A 16,416-nucleotide genomic window follows, 5' to 3' on the forward strand; every position below is an offset into this window, starting at 1 on the left:
GTCTCCTTCAGGACTCCTTCAGGCGCGGCATCAGCATGGTGAGGTTGCAGGGCATGGTGCGGTCGTCGAGCTGGGCCTGGATGATGCGGTCCCAGGCGGTGCGGCAGGCGCCGGTGGAGCCCGGCAGCACGAAGAGATAGGTCCCGTTGGCGACGCCGGACAGGGCGCGCGACTGCAGGCTGGAGGTGCCGATCTCATCGAAGGAGAGCATGCGGAACAGCTCGCCGAAGCCCTCGATGGTTTTGTCCAGCAGGACCGATGCGGCCTCGGGGGTGCCGTCGCGGCCGGTAATGCCGGTGCCGCCGGTGGTCAGCACCGCGTCGATAGCGGGATCGGCGATCCAGCGCGAGAGTTCGGCGCGGATGGCATAGATGTCGTCCTTCACGATCTTGCGCTCGGCCAGCCGGTGACCGGCGCTTTCAAGGCGTTCCACCAGGGCGTCGCCGGAACGATCCTCCGCGAGTTCGCGGCTGTCGGAGACGGTGAGCACGGCGATGTTCAGCGGTGTCTTGACGGGCGTGGTTTCCGGCGCGGAATCGGTCATGGCAACGTCCTGTTGGTGTATCGTGGCGTCCATCTTAATGAGTTGCTGGAGTTCCGGGAATGTCGGAGCGGGTACAGAAGGTCCTGGCGGCGCGCGGGCTGGGTTCGCGGCGCGAGATCGAGGGCTGGATCGAGCGCGGCGAGGTGCAGGTGAACAACCGCACCGTGAAGCTGGGCGACCAGGTCGACGAGCACGACGTGATCCGCGTGCGCGGGCGCATCGTGCGGCGCCCGGAGCATCCGCATCGGTGGATCGTGTATCACAAGCCGGTGGGCGAGATCTGCAGCCGCTCGGACCCCGAGGGGCGGCGGCCGGTGTTTGCCAGCCTGCCGCGGTTGAAGGGGCAGCGCTGGGTGGCCGTGGGACGGCTGGACCTGAATACCTCGGGCCTGCTGCTGTTCACCACCGATGGCGAACTGGCCAACCGGCTGATGCACCCGAGCATGGCCCTGGAACGCGAGTACGCGGTGCGCGTGCTGGGCGAGGTGCCGCCGGCGACCCAGGACATGCTGCGCGAAGGCGTGGAACTGGAGGATGGCGCGGCCCGTTTCGACAGTCTGGAAGAGCAGGGTGGGGAAGGCGCCAATCACTGGTTTCATGTGGTGGTCAGCGAAGGCCGCAACCGGCTGGTGCGCCGCCTGTGGGATGCGGTCGGGGTCACGGTCAGCCGCCTGATCCGGGTGCGCTACGGGCCGGTGGTCCTCGGGCACGGGCTGAAGACCGGTGCGGTGCGGGATCTGGAGACCCGCGAGGTGGCCGGGTTGTACGAGGCGTCGGACCTGCCCGTGCCCGACTCCGTGCGCACGCGCGGTCGCGGCGGCCCGCGACGCGATCCGCGCGGCAAACCGCGGGATCAACGCCCCGGCAAGGCGGCGCCGGCGGGCAAGGCCCGCACCAGCCGGGCGGCGCGCGAGGACGGCTGGAGTTCGTCGCCGCCGAAGAAGCCGGGCAAGTCTTCGTCCCCCGCGGGGCGCGACGGCTCCCGGGGCGCGAAGCCTGCGGGAGGTCGACCCGGCGGCCGCTCGGGCGGCGGTGGCAAACCGGGCGGTAGCCGTCAGCGGTAGCGCCTGTGCGGATCCCCGAGCTTCTGGATGCCCTGCGCGCGGAGTACGGTGACCTGCAGTGGTGGCCGGCGGAGACGGCGTTCGAGGTGATGGTCGGCGCGGTGCTGACGCAGAACACCAGCTGGACCAACGTCGAGAAGGCGCTGGCCAACTTGCGCGGTATCGACGCGCTGTCGCCGGAGGGCTTGATGGCCCTGAGCCAGGAAGAGTTGGCCGAACACATTCGTCCCAGTGGCTATTTCAACGTGAAGGCGGATCGCTTGCGCCATCTGCTGGCCTTCCTGGAGGCGTCCGGCGGGATCGAGGGTCTGGCGGCGCTGGACACCGACGTGCTGCGCGCGGCGCTGCTGGGGGTCAAGGGTGTCGGGCCGGAGACCGCCGACGATATCGTGCTGTACGCCTTCGAGCGCCCGGTGTTCGTGGTGGATGCCTATACCCGCCGGTTGTTCGAACGTCTGGACCTGCCGCAGGCACGGGCTTCGTACGATGCGCTGCGCGAGCACGTCGAGGTGGCTCTGGGGCCGGATGTGGCGGCGCTGAACGACCTGCATGCGCTGATAGTGGAACATGGCAAGGAGCGCTGCCGGCCACGGCCGCGCTGTGATGCCTGTCCGGTGCGGCGGCACTGCACCCACGCCGAGGCCTGAGACCCACCGCCCGGCCGGTTGACGCCCGCGGCGGGGCGCCGGAACCTGAGAGGCATGTCCGACTGACCAGGGAGGTCCCATGCGTTACCTGTACACCCTGTTGATTATCGTGTTCGTCGCGGTGGTTGCGATCTTTGCGATCCAGAACCTGCGTCTCGTAACGCTCAACTTCCTCACCCTGTACGTAACCCTGCCACTGGCGCTGCTGATTGTCGGAATCTACCTGCTGGGTCTGGTCTCCGGGGGTGCCCTGGTCGCGTTGCTGAAGCGCTGGATACGCGGCGCCAGTCGTTGAGCCGCGTGGTGTCCTTCGGGGCGGCATCCCTCGATGGCTGACATGATCCGCCGCCATCCGCTGGCGGTGATCGTGGTAGCGCAGCTGTTCGGGACGTCGCTGTGGTTTTCGGTCAACGGGGTCGGGCTGTCGCTGCAGCAGGCACTGGGGTGGTCGCCCGCCGAGATCGGCTGGCTCACGATGGCCACCCAGCTCGGTTTCATCACCGGGACCCTGGCGGTCGCCGCCACGGGGCTGGCGGATCGCTTTCGCGCCAGTCGTGTGTTCGCCATTTCGGCGCTTTTCGGGGCCGGGCTCAACGCCGTCTTCATCCTGCTCGCCGGCGTCTGGGAGCTGGCCCTGCTGACGCGCTTTCTGGTCGGGCTGGCACTGGCCGGGGTCTATCCGCTGGGCATGAAGCTGGTAATCGGCTGGACCCCGCAGTACAAGGGCTGGGCGCTGTCCTGGCTGCTCGGAATGCTGACCCTGGGGACCGCGCTCCCGCATCTGCTGCGTGGCGCCACGCTCGATTTCCCGTGGGCGGTGCCCGTGCTTCTGGCCTCGGGCCTGGCCCTGCTGGCCGCGCTGATGATCCTGCGTCTGGGGGATGGCCCGCATCTGCCGCCACCGGGGCGCACGCCGGGGCTCGGGAAGGGCTTCCATGCCCTGGCACGGCGGGATTTTCGCGCCGTGGCCGGGGGCTACTTCGGGCACTGCTGGGAACTGTATGCGTTCTGGACGCTGGTGCCTCTGCTGGTAGCCCGTGAGCTTGCACGAATGGAGGCCGATGCGGCCCTGATTCCGTGGTTGGCCTTTGGCGTGATCGCGCTGGGGCTGGCGGGCTGTGTCTGGGGTGGGCGCCTGAGTCGGGGCCTGGGAAGCCTGCGTGTGGCGCGGGTGGCACTGGCAACCTCGGGTCTGGCCTGTCTGCTGTACCCGCTGCTTGCCGGGCAGTCGCCCTGGTTGCTGTTCGGCCTCCTGGCGCTGTGGGGGCTTACGGTGATCGCGGACTCGCCGCAGTTCTCCGCGCTGGCCGCGGACAGCGCGCCGGAGGATGCCGTGGGTTCCGCGTTGAGCGTGATGAATGCAATCGGCTTTGCGCTGACCTTGCCGGGCATCTGGCTGACCGGCTGGTTATGGGCGGATGGCGGGGTGTGGGTCCTGTGGCTGTTGCTGCCCGGCCCGTTGCTGGGGCTCTGGGCGCTGGCGCGCCTGTCGGCGCCGCGTCGCTTCAAGGAAGGCGCTGATTAATTCGCACCTCGGTGGTGGCGCGGTAGTGCGGGACGCTCAGGCGTCCGGGTCCGGGGGTGTCGTCAGCAGGGTCTGTGCGCGCAGCAGCAGCTCGGCGGCGGCATCGGGCTGTTCGCGCAGGGCGCGGCTCCAGTGGGGAAAGAGGTTTTGCTCCTCGCGGCCCTCGTGCTTGGCCAGCGCGCCGGAGATCAGGGCGAAGAACGGGGCCACGGCCCAGGCCTCGTCCACGCCTTCGCTGAATTCGTGTTCCAGCATCGCGGTCTGTTCCAGGATCTCGTCGTGCTCGCGCAGCATAATCGAGGTGGGATCCTGGCCGTTCGGGCTGCGGGGCAGGTCCAGCAGGGGGACGATCAGGTCGTTTTCCACCTCCACGTGGCGCCGCAGGCCGTCGACATAGGCGTGGAAATCCGGCGCTGCGCCTTCCAGGTCGCCGGCGTTGACCTTGTGCAGGGCGCTGGCGAAAAGGCGGTCGATGCGCAGGTGATCGCGCTCCAGCAGGTCGACCAGGTCCACCGGGGCGACGTCCTCGCGGCGTTGCACCGCGAGCTTCCACAAGGGCGGGCCGTCTTCGAGCACCCGCCAGTGGATGGCCTGGCGCAGCTGCAGGCTGACCGCGTCCATCAGCATCTTCGGTTCCTGATCCAGCCAGACCTCGAAGACCTGACCGCTGCGCAGTTCGCGCAGGGTGTAGTACGCGCGGGTGTGGGCATGCTCGGCCAGGCCGCGGAGGTCGAGTACGAAATCAGCCACGGTCCGCGCTCGCGATGCCCCGGCGTGCGGCCATGGCGGCACCGATGGCGCGGCGGTCTTCCGGGCCTAGCAGGTGCTCGGCAAAGGGGAGTACGGCGCGCTCTTCCAGATCGAGGTGGATGCGGTATTGGCGTATCCAAGCGTCGGCCCCGTCGAGGTCCGCCGGCTGGCCCGTGGCGATGCGTTGCAGGGCCGGCTCCAGTCGATCCCAGCCGGCCTCGATCTCGTCATGTTCGGCGGTCAGGCGGTCCAGCCATTCGCACAGTTGCGGATGACTCTCGGGGTGGCCACAGTGCTGGCGCAGCACGGGGAACAGGTCCTGGTCCTCGTCCGCGTGGTGGTTGGGCGCTGCCTCGTGAAAGTAGTTCAGGACCCGTTGCGCGGCGCCTCGGGCCTCTTCGTCGGCGCCTTTGTCGGCCAAATGGGCGGGCAGGCGCTCGAGGATGTCCAGAGAGTTGAGGATTCGGCGATGGCAAGCCCGCAGCAACTCGATGGGCTGCTGGAATCCGGGAACACTTTCGTGGAGTTGCGCGTGCATGGGGTACCGGACCTTCGCAGAGTGGTCAACAAGCAGGCGACTTTCGCCGAAGCGCTCGCGCCCCGTCTTGATCTCGATCAATGTAAATTGAATATAGCTTAAAGTATGCTGTGCGAAACCTGCCCTGGAGCCTTTGATGCACCCTCGGAACCGGATGTTCATCCTCGCGGCCCTCGCCTATGCCCTGCTGGGCGGGCTGCTCGGCATCCTCTGGCTGGCCCATCCCGGCCTGATCCCCGGCAATGTGCCGCGCATCCATGGCCACCTGATGCTGCTGGGGTTCGTGACCATGATGATCTATGGCGTGGGTCTGCATGTGTTGCCGCGCTTTTCCGGACGTTCGCTGTTCTCCGAGCGCCTGGGCCATGTGCAGTTCCTGCTGGCCAATCTCGGGCTCCTGGTGATGATTGCGGGCTGGCTGGTCTTTCATAACCCGACCGTTGCGGTCGGCGGGGCGATGGCCTGGGGGGCGATGATCCTGTTCGCACTGAACATTGCACTCACCGTGCGTCACTACGGTCCGAAGGGGGCGTAATGAGTCATACGGAATACAACGGCTGCGAGCTGCCCGACGACCTGTTCTATGACCTGGACTATGTCTGGGTCCGTCCGGAGGACGACGGCACCTTTACCCTCGGGATTACCGATCCCGCCCAGACCATGGCGGGGCGGGTGCAGTACTTCCGCTTTCGCAAGCCGGGTTCGCACCGCGCCGCGGGCAAGCCGGTGGCGCGGCTGGAGTCCGGCAAGTGGGCGGGGGGCATCCCTACGCCATTCGACGGCACCATTGAGCGCATCAATCCGGCCGTGGAGGCCGATCCGGGGCTGGTGAACGTGGCCCCCTATACCGATGCCTGGGTCGTGGTGATGCGCCCGGACGATCCGGAAGCAGCGCTGGAGCGGCTACATACCGGGGCCGAGGCGATTGCCGGTCTGAAACAATGGGTCGATCGCTACGACATCCACTGCATGCGCTGCGCGGACTGAGACCAGGGGAGACCGATTCATGAAGGTGGAACTGCTGGTATCCGAGTGGTGTGCCTCCTGCCACGATGCCGAGCGCATCTGGCGCGAGGTGGCGGAAAACAAACAGATCGACTTCGCGGTGGTCGACATGGGCCAGCCCGAAGGGCGTGAACTGGCGACCCGGCTGCGCATCCGGTCGATCCCGGCTGTGGTGGTGGATGGCGAGCTCAAGCACATCGGGCTGCTGGATCGCACCGCCGCGACCGTACTGGTGGCGGAGGCCCCGGAACGCACACAGAAGGCCGCGCGCCATGTCGGGCTGGGGTTGTCGGCCTCCAGCCGGGCCTCGGTGCTGGGCGCGATGATCTGGCTGCTGATCGCGGGTGCCGCGTTGCCACTGGGCGGGTTCTTCCTCGAGGGTGCGGCGCGTCCGGCCGCGCTGCATGGCTTTACCCTGGGTTTTCTTCTGTTGCTGATCATGGGGCTTGGCGAGCACATGCTGCCGCGCTTTACCGGCCACCCGATCGCCAGTGGCTGGCTGTGGGCCTGGACGCCGCAGGTCCTGGTGCATCTGGCCGTGCTGGGCATGGGGCTCGGCTGGATCCTGGGCGTTGCGATGTTAACGGCGGTGGGTGCGGTGGCGGCGCTGGCCGGGCTGGCCCTGTTCACCCTTCGGGTCGTCCCGCTGCTGGTACGGCCGTCGGTGTGAGCTGCAGGCACGATAGAATTGCGTCTCGCGCAGCCAACGGAGTCCTCCTGTGAGTCTTTTCGAGAAGCGTATTCGCGAGCTGGAACAAAGCCTGCCGCATCTGGAACCAGGGGAGGTGGCGCGCTGGCTCGAGGAAGAGAAACCGTTTCTGCTGGTGGATGTGCGCCAGCCCGAGGAGACGGCCGCGGGGACGATCGAGGGCGCGATCAACATCCCGCGGCCCAAGCTAGAGGCCGGTATCGAGTCTCATATGGCGGATGCGGACCAGCCCGTCGTGGTGTTCTGTGGCGGTCGCGGCCGGTCCCAGCTCGTGGCCGACAGCCTGCGCACGATGGGTATCAATGCGCATGTGCTGCGCGGGGGCTACGCGGCGTGGCGGGAGACCTGGCCTCGGTGAGGGCGCAAGGCAAAGGCTAGGGAGACGCTGATTAATTCGCACGTCCGCGTTGGTGCCCCATTTTTTCCGAGACAAGGCGCGGTGCGCAGCGCCGTAGTCACTCTACGGTCAAACGCCGCAACGCAGGATCGGGGAAAATGGGGCGCCAACCCCTTGAGGGCTCGGCCGCCCGTTGTTGACGAAAATGGGCCCGTTGACCGCGTTGCGGCTTGCTTATGTAGCTCGGCTACACTTCGCTCACCGAGCCTTGTCAGCGAGCAAAATCGATCGAGCGCGGACGTGCGAATTAATCAGCGTCTCCCTATGTGCGGCTCCCGCTTACGAGCACTGTGATGGGCGCTATGGCTTTTTTGCCGGGTCTTGGCTAGTCTCCCGAGTAAGTTTCCCGGTTTCCGGAAATTCCCTGAATATTATTTGCCTGGCGCGTCTCCCCGGAGGCGCGTTCTGCATTTTGGAGTAAGAAAGTGAACAAGCCGAAGATCATTGTCTCCACCACGGACATGGAGCGCCTGGACAAGCTGCTGGAGTCGCTTCCGGATGGCAGTTTCCCCGGCAAGGCCGATCTCGAGTCCGAACTGGATCGCGCGGATGTCGTGGATTCGCACGAGGTTCCGGGTTCGGTGGTGACGATGAATTCGAAGGTCCGGTTCCGGGTGATCGAGTCCGGCGACGAGTTTTCGATGACACTGGTGTACCCACGTGATGTGGACGAGAGTGGCGGCACGCTGTCGATCCTGGCGCCGGTGGGCAGTGCGCTGCTGGGCCTGTCCGAGGGCGACGAGATCGAGTGGCCGCGCCCGGGCGGGGGGCAGATGCACGTGCGCATCGAGGAGGTCGAGTATCAGCCGGAGCGCGCGGGCGAATACCACCGCTGAGGCGGCGTCCCCCCTCAGCCCCAGTAACCCTGGCGATACCACTGGCCGCTGCGCAGGCAGCGGTACAGCCAGAGCCGGCGGCCCTGACGGTCGCGGCTGCAAGCGTAGTCGCGGCGCGCGTCCTGGCCGTGATCCCACCAGCCATCTTCCAGTCGTCCCAGCCATTGGGGCTGGTCGGGGGGCGCGGCGGGCTCGGGGCCCTGTAGCCAGAGGGCCGTTCCGCAGGCCCGTTGGCCCGGGGTTGGAGCGGTGGGGGTCGGAGTGGTGGCGAGATCGTGTCGCGGCCGCTGGGCATCCTCCGGTCTCGGTGTGCGGCGGTTGATCAGACGGGCGACGGCCTGCTCGCCCAGCCGGGCGCGCAGGCGAGCCAGCACGGCGGGTAGCTGATCGGCCGGTGGTCTGCTCGCCGGGTCTGCGGCGAGCAGACTGTCGCCCCGGGCCGGTGGGTCCAGCAAGCGGGGTGCCTGCAGGCGCAGGCCGATCACCGCCTCCGGCAGGGTCTCGCGATCCAGTCGGGTCTGCCACAGGGGCAGCCACTCGTCGGTGCGAATGCCCGGCTGCCCGCGCTCCAGTGAGATGCGGGTACACGCCTCGCGGTGGGCCAGTTCCAGTGTCATCCCCTGCAGGCTGCGGTTCAGGCCGCGCAACTGCGCCTCGGCCTGGCGCAGCAGCCGCTTGAGCGGGAAGGCCAGGGTCGCCGTGGCGTGGATCTCGTGCTCCAGGCGCAGGGACAGATCCAGCACCGGGGGTGGCGCAAAGCGGGGCAGGGTCTCCGCGCGCCGCGCCAGCAGTCGGTCCAGCAGGTCCAGCAACTCCGGTCCGTGGCGGCGGGCCAGCTCGGGGCGCGACAGGCGTAGCAGATCGCCCAACTGGCGCAGGCCCACGGCGCGCAGGCCCTCGCGGGTCGCGGTGGCCAGTGGCAGGGCCTCCAGCGGAACCGGGGACAGGATGCGGCGCAGGGCCTCGGGGTCTTCCGCGATCGCGGGGTTGCGCAGGCGGGCCAGCAGGCGCGCGGCGGCGGGGCTGCGGGCCAGGCCGATACGGGGATGGAAGCCCAGTTCGGTCAGCGTGTCCCGCGCCTGGTCGCGCAGGGTCTCGAGGCCGCCGAACAGGCGGCGGCTGCGCCCGACCTCCACCAGGATGCGCTGTGCCTCCGGCTCCGGGTGCACGTGATCGGAGAACCGCAGCAGTACGCCGGCCAGCATCTCCAGTTGGGCCTGCAGGGTGTCCGGGGCATGCTCGACCAGTTCCGGGGTATCCAGCACCGCCAGGGCATCCCCCAGCGCCATGCCGGGGCGGGCACCCGCCTGACGGGCGGCGCGGTTGGCGGCGTGCACCCGGGGGGCAGGGTCGGATTCCACCACCAGCAGGGGGCGCTGAAGCCGCCCGGGGTCCGGCTCCGTCCGGGCCAGCGCATCCAGTGCAAGGTGCGGCAGGTCGATTGCCATCCAGTGTTCCTGCCGCGGCCGGGCGTCGCGGGTGGCGGTGTGCGTCTCCGGTGGCCGGGGTGCGGTGGCGGGCAGGGCTGCGGCCGGAAGCAGGCTCAGTTGTTGTCGGACCGGCTCCGGGTGTGTGGCCGCACGCGAGGGACGGGCAGGCTGGCCCATCTCAGGCCTCCGGTGGTTTGGGAACCTGCAGGGGGTGGCCGGAGCGGGCCCAGTGGCCGGCCCCCTTCAGGCAGTGCAGTTCCAGGCCGGAGGCCGCGGGCTGCCAGCGCAGGCGCTGGTGGGCCGGCGAAGGCTGTGCCGCGGCGTTTGGTGGCCGGTACAGGATCGCGCAGGCCCGGCTCTCGCTGGCAGCCAGACGCAACCGGCGCAGCAGGGCCGTCTCCACGGGGCCGCGCAGCCAGGCGAGCAGGACGCCGAACGCCGGGTCGCGCAGGCACTGCTCGCCGGCCCACAGGGTGTCGCGATCGTGCTCGGTATGGATCAGCAGGACTCGCTCCGGCGGGATGCCGAGGGTCTGCCAGCCGGGTAGCCAGGGCGTGGCCGGCGGTGCGATCAGCGCGATCCAGTAGCCGTCGCGGCCGCAGGCGGCGAGCATGGGGATCAGCAGCCGGGTCTCGCCACAGCCGAACGGGGCCCCCAGCAGTTCGATCAGCTGGCCGCGCGGCCAGCCGCCGCCCAGGGCCCGGTCCAGTTCCGCATGGCCGCTGGGCCAGACCGGGGCATCCGGGGCCGGGGCGGCGCTGCGTCCGCGCCAGAGCGCCGGGTGGTCGAGCAGGGTGTCCAGCGTGCCCATGGCTTAGGTTTGGGGGTCGAGATCGCGCAGCACGCCCACGCCGATCCCCTCGATGGCCAGGTCCTGGCGCTCGAGGTCGATCTCGATGGGGGCGAAGTCGGGGTTCTCCGGGAGCAGGCGCACCTTCGGGCCGTCCTGCGCGAAGCGCTTGACGGTGACTTCGTCCTCGATGCGGGCGACCACGATCTGGCCGGGCCGGGCCTCCGGGGTCTGGCGCACGGCCAGCAGGTCGCCGTCGAGGATGCCGGCGTCGCGCATGCTCTCGCCGTGTACGCGCAGGAGATAGTCCGGGCGGGCGCGGAACAGGGCGTCGTCGACCCGATAGTGGCGCTCGATATGCTCGGTGGCAAGGATCGGCGAGCCGGCGGCGACGCGCCCGACCAGAGGGAGTTCGGCCGGTGCGCCACGGGCGGCGCCCGGCAGGCGGATGCCGCGGGAGGTGCCGCCCAGCAGTTCGATCGCGCCTTTCTTCTCCAGGGCTTTCAGATGGCACTCGGCCGCGTAGGGCGAGCGGAAGCCGAAGGCCCGGGCGATCTCGCTGCGGGTCGGTGCCGTGCCCTGGGTGGCGATGGTCTCGGCGATGTAGTCGAAGATGGCTTGCTGGCGTGCAGTGAGCGACACGGGGCACCCTCCGGTATACTGTCTATATATACAGTACAGGGGTGGCTGGTGCGAGGACAAGAGCGGCGCATCCATCCGGAGTGCGTGTTTGCTCCTGACGGCCGGTTTGTTCCACCACGAAGCGCACGAGAAGGCACGAAGAAGGTCAAGGGCGGTTGCACCACAGAGGATTACGGAGAAAACCCAAGGAGGTGTCGCGGCCCGGGCGTAGGATGCTGTTGAGCGAAGCGAAACGCATCGATCCGGGAACCTCGCCACCCTTGGGATGGCTACACGATGCGATTCGCTTCGCTCATCACATCCTGCCGGCCGTTGCCTTTCTTCGTGCCTTCGTGGTCAACCCGTCCTGGGTTTGAGGTGGTGTTCAGGTGGGGGTGTAGTCCAGTGGCAGGGCGGTGCGGTCGACCACGCGGCGCAGCACGAAGCTGGAATGGACGCTGTCCACGCCCTCCAGGCGGGTGATGCGGCGCAGCAGGAATTCCTGGTAGGCATCCATGTCGGGGACGACCACCTGCAGCATGTAGTCGGCGGACTGGCCGGTAATCAGGTAGCAGTGCTGGACCTCGGGGTAGCTCGCCACGGTCTCCTCGAAGTGGGCGAAGCGCTCCGGGGTGTGGCGGTCCATGCCGATATGGATCAGGGCGGTCAGCTCCAACCCCAGGCTGCGCCGATCCAGCAGGGCCACGCGGCTCAACAGGACGCCGGCCTGTTCCAGGGCACGCACCCGACGCAGACAGGGGGAGGGGCTGAGCCCCACGCGATCGGCCAGGGCCTGATTGGACAGGCTCGCATCCTCCTGCAGGATCTCGAGGATGCGGCGGTCATAGCGGTCGAGTCGGTGCGGTTCGGGTTTCATGGTTGAATATTGCTCTACATTGGCTTTATTGCGCAAGGATAGTGCGCAACTATTGCGTTATTTGGGAAAAACGCAAGGTTATGCCGGGGACAATGCGTTAGGATAATGCACAGATAGAAATCCGGAGCGCGGCACCCGACCACACGGCGAGGCCGCGCCCCTTACAGGAGACGAACACGATGGCCTTCGATCACACCAAGTACGCCCCGTTCCCGCCGATCGACAAGTCCGATCGCCGCTGGCCGGCCCAGCGCACCACGGCCGCCCCGCGTTTCTGCGCGGTGGATCTGCGCGACGGCAACCAGGCGCTGGTGCACCCGATGAGCGTGGAACAGAAGATGCGCTTCTTCGAGGTGCTGGTGGAAATCGGTCTGACCGAGATCGAGATCGGCTTCCCGGCCGCCTCGCAGATCGACTACGACTTTACCCGCCGCCTGATCGATGAAGACCGCATCCCCGAGGGCGTGTACATCCAGGTGCTGACCCAGGCGCGCGAGGACTTGATCCAGAAGACCTTCGCGGCGCTGGAGGGCGCCCCGCGCGCGGTGGTGCACGTGTACAACTCCACCAACCCGGCGCAGCGCGAGCAGGTCTTCCGCATGGATCGCGACGGCGTGCGCGGCATTGCCGAGAACGGTGCACGCTGGGTGCGGGATTACGCGGCGAAGTACCCCCAGACCGACTGGATCTTCCAGTACTCGCCGGAGAGCTTCTCCACCACCGAGCTGGACTTCGCGGTCGAGGTGGTCGATGCGGTGAATGCGATCTGGCGCCCGGACCAGGGCCAGAAGGTCGTGATCAACCTGCCGGCCACGGTCGAGTCCGCCACGCCGAACGTCTTTGCCGACCAGGTCGAGTGGTTCTGCGACCACGTGCAGTACCGCGAGCATTTCTGCGTGTCGCTGCATACGCACAACGACCGGGGCACCGGTGTGGCCGCGGCCGAGCTGGGCCTGCTGGCCGGGGCCGATCGCCTGGAGGGCACGCTGTTTGGTAACGGCGAGCGCACCGGCAACATGGATCTGGTCACCGTCGGCATGAACCTGTACTCGCAGGGCATTGACCCGACCATTGACCTGTCCGACATGGAGCGGCTGATGGATGTGTACAAGGAGTGCACCGACATGCCCATCAACCCGCGCCACCCGTGGGCGGGCGAGCTGGTCTACACCGCCTTCTCCGGCAGTCACCAGGACGCGATCCGCAAGGGCCTGGCGCATTACAAGGAGAAGGGCGGCCACTGGAACGTGCCCTACCTGCCGATCGACCCGAGCGATCTGGGCCGGCGTTACGAGGAGGTCGTGCGTATCAACAGCCAGTCCGGCAAGGGTGGGGTCACGCATGTGCTGGAGCGCGACTACGGCATCGAATTGCCGCGCTGGCTGGCGATCGAGTTCGCCCGCATCGTGCAGAAGGATGCCGAGACCTCGCAGATCGAGGTCTCCTCGAAGCGCATCCACGAGCTGTTCGAAAAGCATTACCTGACGCCGGTTACCGGCTGGGATCTGGTGCGTTACGAGATCGAGAAGGACGGTCCTGTAGTGCGGCTGGATGCGACCATGGGACCGCCCGGGCGTGAATCCCGCCTGCGGGGCGAGGGCCACGGCGCGGTCGCGGCGCTGACCTCCGCCATGGAGGCCGAGCGTGGCGTGCAGGTGAAGGTCACCCACTTCGACGAGCACGCGATGGAGTCCGGTACCGAGGCGCGCGCCATGGCCGCCGTGGACGTGCAGGTCGATGGCGAACGCTCCGTGGGCGTCGCCCTGGGCGAGGACACCACTGCCGCGACGCTGCAGGCCGTCCTGAACGCCACCGGCCGCCGTCTGGGCGAACGCGCTGCCGAGCCGGCCGCCGTTAACGCCTGATTCCGGCGGGGCCCCGCCCCTGCCAAGTCTGCGGTCTACCGTAGGGTGCGTAGAGCAAAGCGAAACGCACCGTCACCCAGGCGTTTGGGTCGCGATGCGATTCGCTGCGCTCATCGGCATCCTACCTACGGATAGGTTGGATGCCCGAGGCGTCAGAATCGTCGAACGGTCAGCCCCATCGATGAAGCCGCATCCGCGAGGACGTTGTCTGCGGTGGCGATCACCGGAATCTCATGGTGGCGCGCGGTTGCGATGTGCAGCGCGTCCAGCGTCCGCAATGGATGTTCGGGATAGCGGGTGATCAGGTTGGTCGCTTCGTCGAACAGTGAGTCGTCGAAGGGATAGAGTTGTAACGAGGCGCTGGAGATGTCGTCCTGGAAGGTGGCGAAGATGATCGTTTCCAGTTCCTGCGGCAGCTCCCCTATGCGTCGGCGTCGTGCGAGCAGGGACCGCAGTTCGGTCGCTACCAGGTGGCTGATGATCGCGACGTCGACGCGCTGCAGATAGTCGACGAAGGCCTCGGATCCCGGTTCGTTCAAATACCACTTGGCCAGGGCACTGGTGTCGAGGTAGCTCCGTTCATCCGCGCTCGTCACGCTCTTCCCTCAGGAGGGTTTCCGAGGGAACCAGTGGTCCGGTTCGCTGGCGAAGTTCGTGGTGGTCGGGGCGCTGGCGCCCGCGACGAACGGGCAGGACCCGTGCAATGGGCTTTCCGTGACGGGTGATGGTGATTTCCCCGGACGCCTGGACGATTTCGTCCAGATGCCCAATGGAGGCTCGCATTTCGCGGACGTTGAGCTCTTTCATGGCGCCACCCTAAGTGTGCTTCATGTTTCGACATTGAAGCACACCGCCGTGTGTTCGGCAATGACGGGGCCGAGTGAGCAGTAAAGGGGGTTAACGTACGCGTTTCTCCAGCATGGTTTGCATGCGGGTCAGGCGTTCCTGGAGCTTGAGGGTTTCTTGCTGTATCTCGTGGATCTCCGCGTGCAGGGCCTGGTTCTCTTCGTGCACGCTGTCGTGGATCATCTGCTGCTCGATCTCCATCGAGCGGTCGTGCATGCGCTGCATGGCGTCCACGATGATGGCGATGAACAGGTTCAGCACGGTGAAGGTGGCGATCAGGATGAAGGGCACGAAGAACGCCCAGGCCCAGGGGTAGATTTCCATCACCGGGCGTGCGATGTCCTCGGACCAGCCCTCCAGCGTCATCACCTGGAACAGGCTGTACATGGTGGCGCCGAGCGTGCCGAACTTCTGCGGGAAGGATTCACCAAACAGGCCGGTAGCGATGATCGCGAACACGTAGAAGATCAGCACCAGCAATCCCATGATGGAGATGATGCCGGGGATCGCTCGCAGCAGCGCCTCCACGATGAAGCGCAGCTTCGGCACCATGGAGACCAGGCGCAACAGACGCAGCACGCGCAGCACCGAAAATGGCCCCGAGGCCGGGATCAGTGCGATCCCCACCACGAAGAAATCGAACACGTTCCACGGGTTGCGCCAGAACCGCAGGCGGTAGACGAACAGCTTGGCCAGCACCTCGGCGGTGAAGATCGACAGGATGATGGCGTCCGCACTCAGGATCACCGGGCCCATCCAGCCCATTACGGTGTCCGAGGTCTCGAGCCCCAGGGTCAGGGCGTTCAGCAGGATCAGGCCAATGATGAAGCGCTGGGTCAGCCGGGCCTCGATAAAGTGTTCCAGGCGTGCACGCAGCGTGGGGGTTTCGCTCATGGTGTCGAAGATCGTTGGAGTCCTTGGGGACGCGCAAGAGTAGGGTAAAGCCGGGGTTCCGGCAATCGCGCGAGCGCAAGCACGCGCCACGTCAGGAGTGCCTGGCAGACGGCACGAATGGACAGATTCCCGGGAACGGAAGGAGAGCAGGGATGTGGGATGAACGCTACGCCGAGGACGACTACGTCTACGGCACTGAACCGAATGATTTTCTGCGCGCGGCAGTGGCCAACGTGCCGCGCGGGCGGGCCCTGTGCCTGGCCGAGGGGGAGGGCCGCAACGCGGTGTTCCTGGCGCAGCAGGGGTTCGACGTGCTGGCGGTGGACAGCTCCGCGGTCGGCCTGCAGAAGGCCCAGCGCCTGGCCGAGGACCGGGGGGTGCAGATTGAGACCCTGGTGGCGGATCTTGCCGACTACGCGATCGAGCCGGACTCCTGGGATCTGATCGTATCGATCTTTTGCCATTTGCCCCCGGACGTTCGGCGCCGCCTGCACGCCGAGGTGGTCGCGGGCCTGCGCCCGGGCGGGGTGTTCATCCTCGAGGCCTATACGCCGGCGCAACTCGAATGGGGCACGGGAGGTCCGCCCACTGCGGAGTTGATGATGACGCGGGAGGTGCTGACCGAGGAACTGGAAGGGCTGGAGTTCGAAGAGGCCGTGGAACGCGAACGCGACGTGATCGAGGGGCGTTTCCACACCGGGCGCGGCGCGGTGGTGCAGGTCCTGGCGCACAAGCCGCGGAACGACTGGGGCTAGGGAAACACTGATTAATGTACGCGCTCGAGTCGCTTTTGCGTGCGAACAAGGCGCGGTGATTGCCGTGCAGTCATTCTGCACAAGGGAGCCGCAACGCCGTGCGCGCGCCCGTTTTCATCAACAACGGGCGGCCGAGCCCCTACTTTCAATGATCTGTGGGGTTGGTACCCCAGGTTCCCCGATCCTGCGTTGCGGCCCTTGGCGGTAGAACCACTACCGGCTGCGCACCGCGCCTAGTCTCGGAAAACCTGGGGTACCAACGCGAGCGTGTACATTAATCAGTGTTTCCCTAGACGCGGGCGCGCCCGTCCTTGGAGGTTGCC

The 16,416-nt window shown here is 67.2% G+C and carries 21 protein-coding genes; 11 read left to right on the forward strand and 10 right to left on the reverse strand.

Annotation, left to right across the window (positions count from 1 at the left end):
- Nucleotides 1-7 precede the first annotated feature (7 nt).
- Nucleotides 8-544, reverse strand: a complete 537-nt coding sequence (moaB, locus tag G315_RS0106695; protein WP_018175763.1) for a molybdenum cofactor biosynthesis protein B — start codon at nt 542-544, stop codon at nt 8-10.
- Between the two features lie 59 nt (nt 545-603).
- Between moaB and rluB the strand changes: the two genes are divergently transcribed.
- From rluB to G315_RS0106715, 4 genes are all read left to right on the forward strand, one after another.
- Nucleotides 604-1,608, forward strand: a complete 1,005-nt coding sequence (rluB, locus tag G315_RS0106700; RefSeq protein WP_019612168.1) for a 23S rRNA pseudouridine(2605) synthase RluB — start codon at nt 604-606, stop codon at nt 1,606-1,608.
- 5 nt (nt 1,609-1,613) lie between these two features.
- Entirely contained in the window at nt 1,614-2,255 is a 642-nt protein-coding gene (locus G315_RS0106705; protein ID WP_019612169.1) for an endonuclease III domain-containing protein, read from the forward strand.
- A gap of 79 nt (nt 2,256-2,334) precedes the next feature.
- Entirely contained in the window at nt 2,335-2,550 is a 216-nt protein-coding gene (locus tag G315_RS0106710; RefSeq protein ID WP_018144183.1) for a lipopolysaccharide assembly protein LapA domain-containing protein, read from the forward strand.
- Between the two features lie 42 nt (nt 2,551-2,592).
- The gene (locus tag G315_RS0106715) at nt 2,593-3,780 is read left to right on the forward strand and encodes a nitrate/nitrite transporter (protein ID WP_019612170.1); all 1,188 of its coding nucleotides are present in this window, start codon (nt 2,593-2,595) and stop codon (nt 3,778-3,780) included.
- 36 nt (nt 3,781-3,816) lie between these two features.
- Here the strand turns inward: G315_RS0106715 and G315_RS0106720 are convergent, their stop codons facing one another.
- A complete protein-coding gene (locus G315_RS0106720) occupies nt 3,817-4,530 on the reverse strand; it encodes a hemerythrin domain-containing protein (protein WP_019612171.1) in 714 nt (237 codons plus the stop codon).
- Nucleotides 4,523-5,149 (reverse strand): hemerythrin domain-containing protein, encoded by a 627-nt coding sequence (locus tag G315_RS0106725; RefSeq protein ID WP_019612172.1) that lies wholly within the window; start codon nt 5,147-5,149, stop codon nt 4,523-4,525. Before G315_RS0106725 ends, G315_RS0106720 begins: the two co-directional genes overlap by 8 nt.
- Before the next feature lie 55 nt (nt 5,150-5,204).
- Between G315_RS0106725 and G315_RS0106730 the strand changes: the two genes are divergently transcribed.
- From G315_RS0106730 to rnk, 5 genes are all read left to right on the forward strand, one after another.
- Complete coding sequence (locus tag G315_RS0106730; RefSeq protein WP_026182008.1) at nt 5,205-5,603, forward strand: hypothetical protein; 399 nt, start codon at nt 5,205-5,207, stop codon at nt 5,601-5,603.
- Complete coding sequence (locus tag G315_RS0106735) at nt 5,603-6,055, forward strand: glycine cleavage system protein H (RefSeq protein WP_018144178.1); 453 nt, start codon at nt 5,603-5,605, stop codon at nt 6,053-6,055. Before G315_RS0106730 ends, G315_RS0106735 begins: the two co-directional genes overlap by 1 nt.
- A 19-nt stretch (nt 6,056-6,074) precedes the next feature.
- Nucleotides 6,075-6,743, forward strand: coding sequence for a thioredoxin family protein (locus G315_RS0106740; RefSeq protein ID WP_019612173.1), 669 nt, complete (start codon nt 6,075-6,077; stop codon nt 6,741-6,743).
- Between the two features lie 49 nt (nt 6,744-6,792).
- Nucleotides 6,793-7,140, forward strand: a complete 348-nt coding sequence (locus G315_RS0106745; protein ID WP_019612174.1) for a rhodanese-like domain-containing protein — start codon at nt 6,793-6,795, stop codon at nt 7,138-7,140.
- Between the two features lie 464 nt (nt 7,141-7,604).
- Nucleotides 7,605-8,015 (forward strand): nucleoside diphosphate kinase regulator, encoded by a 411-nt coding sequence (gene rnk, locus G315_RS0106750; protein ID WP_018144175.1) that lies wholly within the window; start codon nt 7,605-7,607, stop codon nt 8,013-8,015.
- A gap of 14 nt (nt 8,016-8,029) precedes the next feature.
- Here the strand turns inward: rnk and G315_RS0106755 are convergent, their stop codons facing one another.
- The 4 genes from G315_RS0106755 to G315_RS0106775 form a co-directional block, all read right to left on the reverse strand.
- On the reverse strand, nt 8,030-9,463 hold the full coding sequence (locus G315_RS0106755) for a DNA polymerase Y family protein (RefSeq protein WP_019612175.1): 1,434 nt from the start codon (nt 9,461-9,463) through the stop codon (nt 8,030-8,032).
- A 160-nt stretch (nt 9,464-9,623) separates the two neighbouring features.
- A complete protein-coding gene (gene imuA, locus G315_RS0106760) occupies nt 9,624-10,256 on the reverse strand; it encodes a translesion DNA synthesis-associated protein ImuA (RefSeq protein WP_019612176.1) in 633 nt (210 codons plus the stop codon).
- 3 nt (nt 10,257-10,259) lie between these two features.
- A complete protein-coding gene (lexA, locus tag G315_RS0106765) occupies nt 10,260-10,877 on the reverse strand; it encodes a transcriptional repressor LexA (RefSeq protein ID WP_019612177.1) in 618 nt (205 codons plus the stop codon).
- A 364-nt stretch (nt 10,878-11,241) separates the two neighbouring features.
- The gene (locus tag G315_RS0106775; protein WP_018144171.1) at nt 11,242-11,733 is read right to left on the reverse strand and encodes an Lrp/AsnC family transcriptional regulator; all 492 of its coding nucleotides are present in this window, start codon (nt 11,731-11,733) and stop codon (nt 11,242-11,244) included.
- A gap of 179 nt (nt 11,734-11,912) precedes the next feature.
- Between G315_RS0106775 and G315_RS0106780 the strand changes: the two genes are divergently transcribed.
- Entirely contained in the window at nt 11,913-13,598 is a 1,686-nt protein-coding gene (locus G315_RS0106780; protein ID WP_019612179.1) for a 2-isopropylmalate synthase, read from the forward strand.
- A 152-nt stretch (nt 13,599-13,750) separates the two neighbouring features.
- Here G315_RS0106780 and G315_RS0106785 read toward each other — a convergent pair whose 3' ends face one another.
- The 3 genes from G315_RS0106785 to G315_RS0106795 form a co-directional block, all read right to left on the reverse strand.
- Nucleotides 13,751-14,194 (reverse strand): type II toxin-antitoxin system VapC family toxin, encoded by a 444-nt coding sequence (locus tag G315_RS0106785; RefSeq protein ID WP_019612180.1) that lies wholly within the window; start codon nt 14,192-14,194, stop codon nt 13,751-13,753.
- On the reverse strand, nt 14,178-14,405 hold the full coding sequence (locus tag G315_RS14135; protein WP_018938068.1) for a type II toxin-antitoxin system Phd/YefM family antitoxin: 228 nt from the start codon (nt 14,403-14,405) through the stop codon (nt 14,178-14,180). Before G315_RS14135 ends, G315_RS0106785 begins: the two co-directional genes overlap by 17 nt.
- A gap of 90 nt (nt 14,406-14,495) precedes the next feature.
- Nucleotides 14,496-15,338 carry an ion transporter gene (locus tag G315_RS0106795; RefSeq protein ID WP_018649964.1) on the reverse strand — a complete coding sequence of 281 codons (843 nt, stop codon included), beginning with the start codon at nt 15,336-15,338 and terminating at the stop codon, nt 14,496-14,498.
- A gap of 152 nt (nt 15,339-15,490) precedes the next feature.
- On the opposite strand from G315_RS0106795, the gene G315_RS0106800 reads away from it, so the two are divergent.
- Nucleotides 15,491-16,093, forward strand: coding sequence for a cyclopropane-fatty-acyl-phospholipid synthase family protein (locus G315_RS0106800; protein ID WP_019612182.1), 603 nt, complete (start codon nt 15,491-15,493; stop codon nt 16,091-16,093).
- Nucleotides 16,094-16,416: the final 323 nt, after the last annotated feature.

The organism is Thioalkalivibrio sp. AKL7, assembly GCF_000381705.1.
GTDB classification, from domain to species: domain Bacteria; phylum Pseudomonadota; class Gammaproteobacteria; order Ectothiorhodospirales; family Ectothiorhodospiraceae; genus Thioalkalivibrio; species Thioalkalivibrio versutus.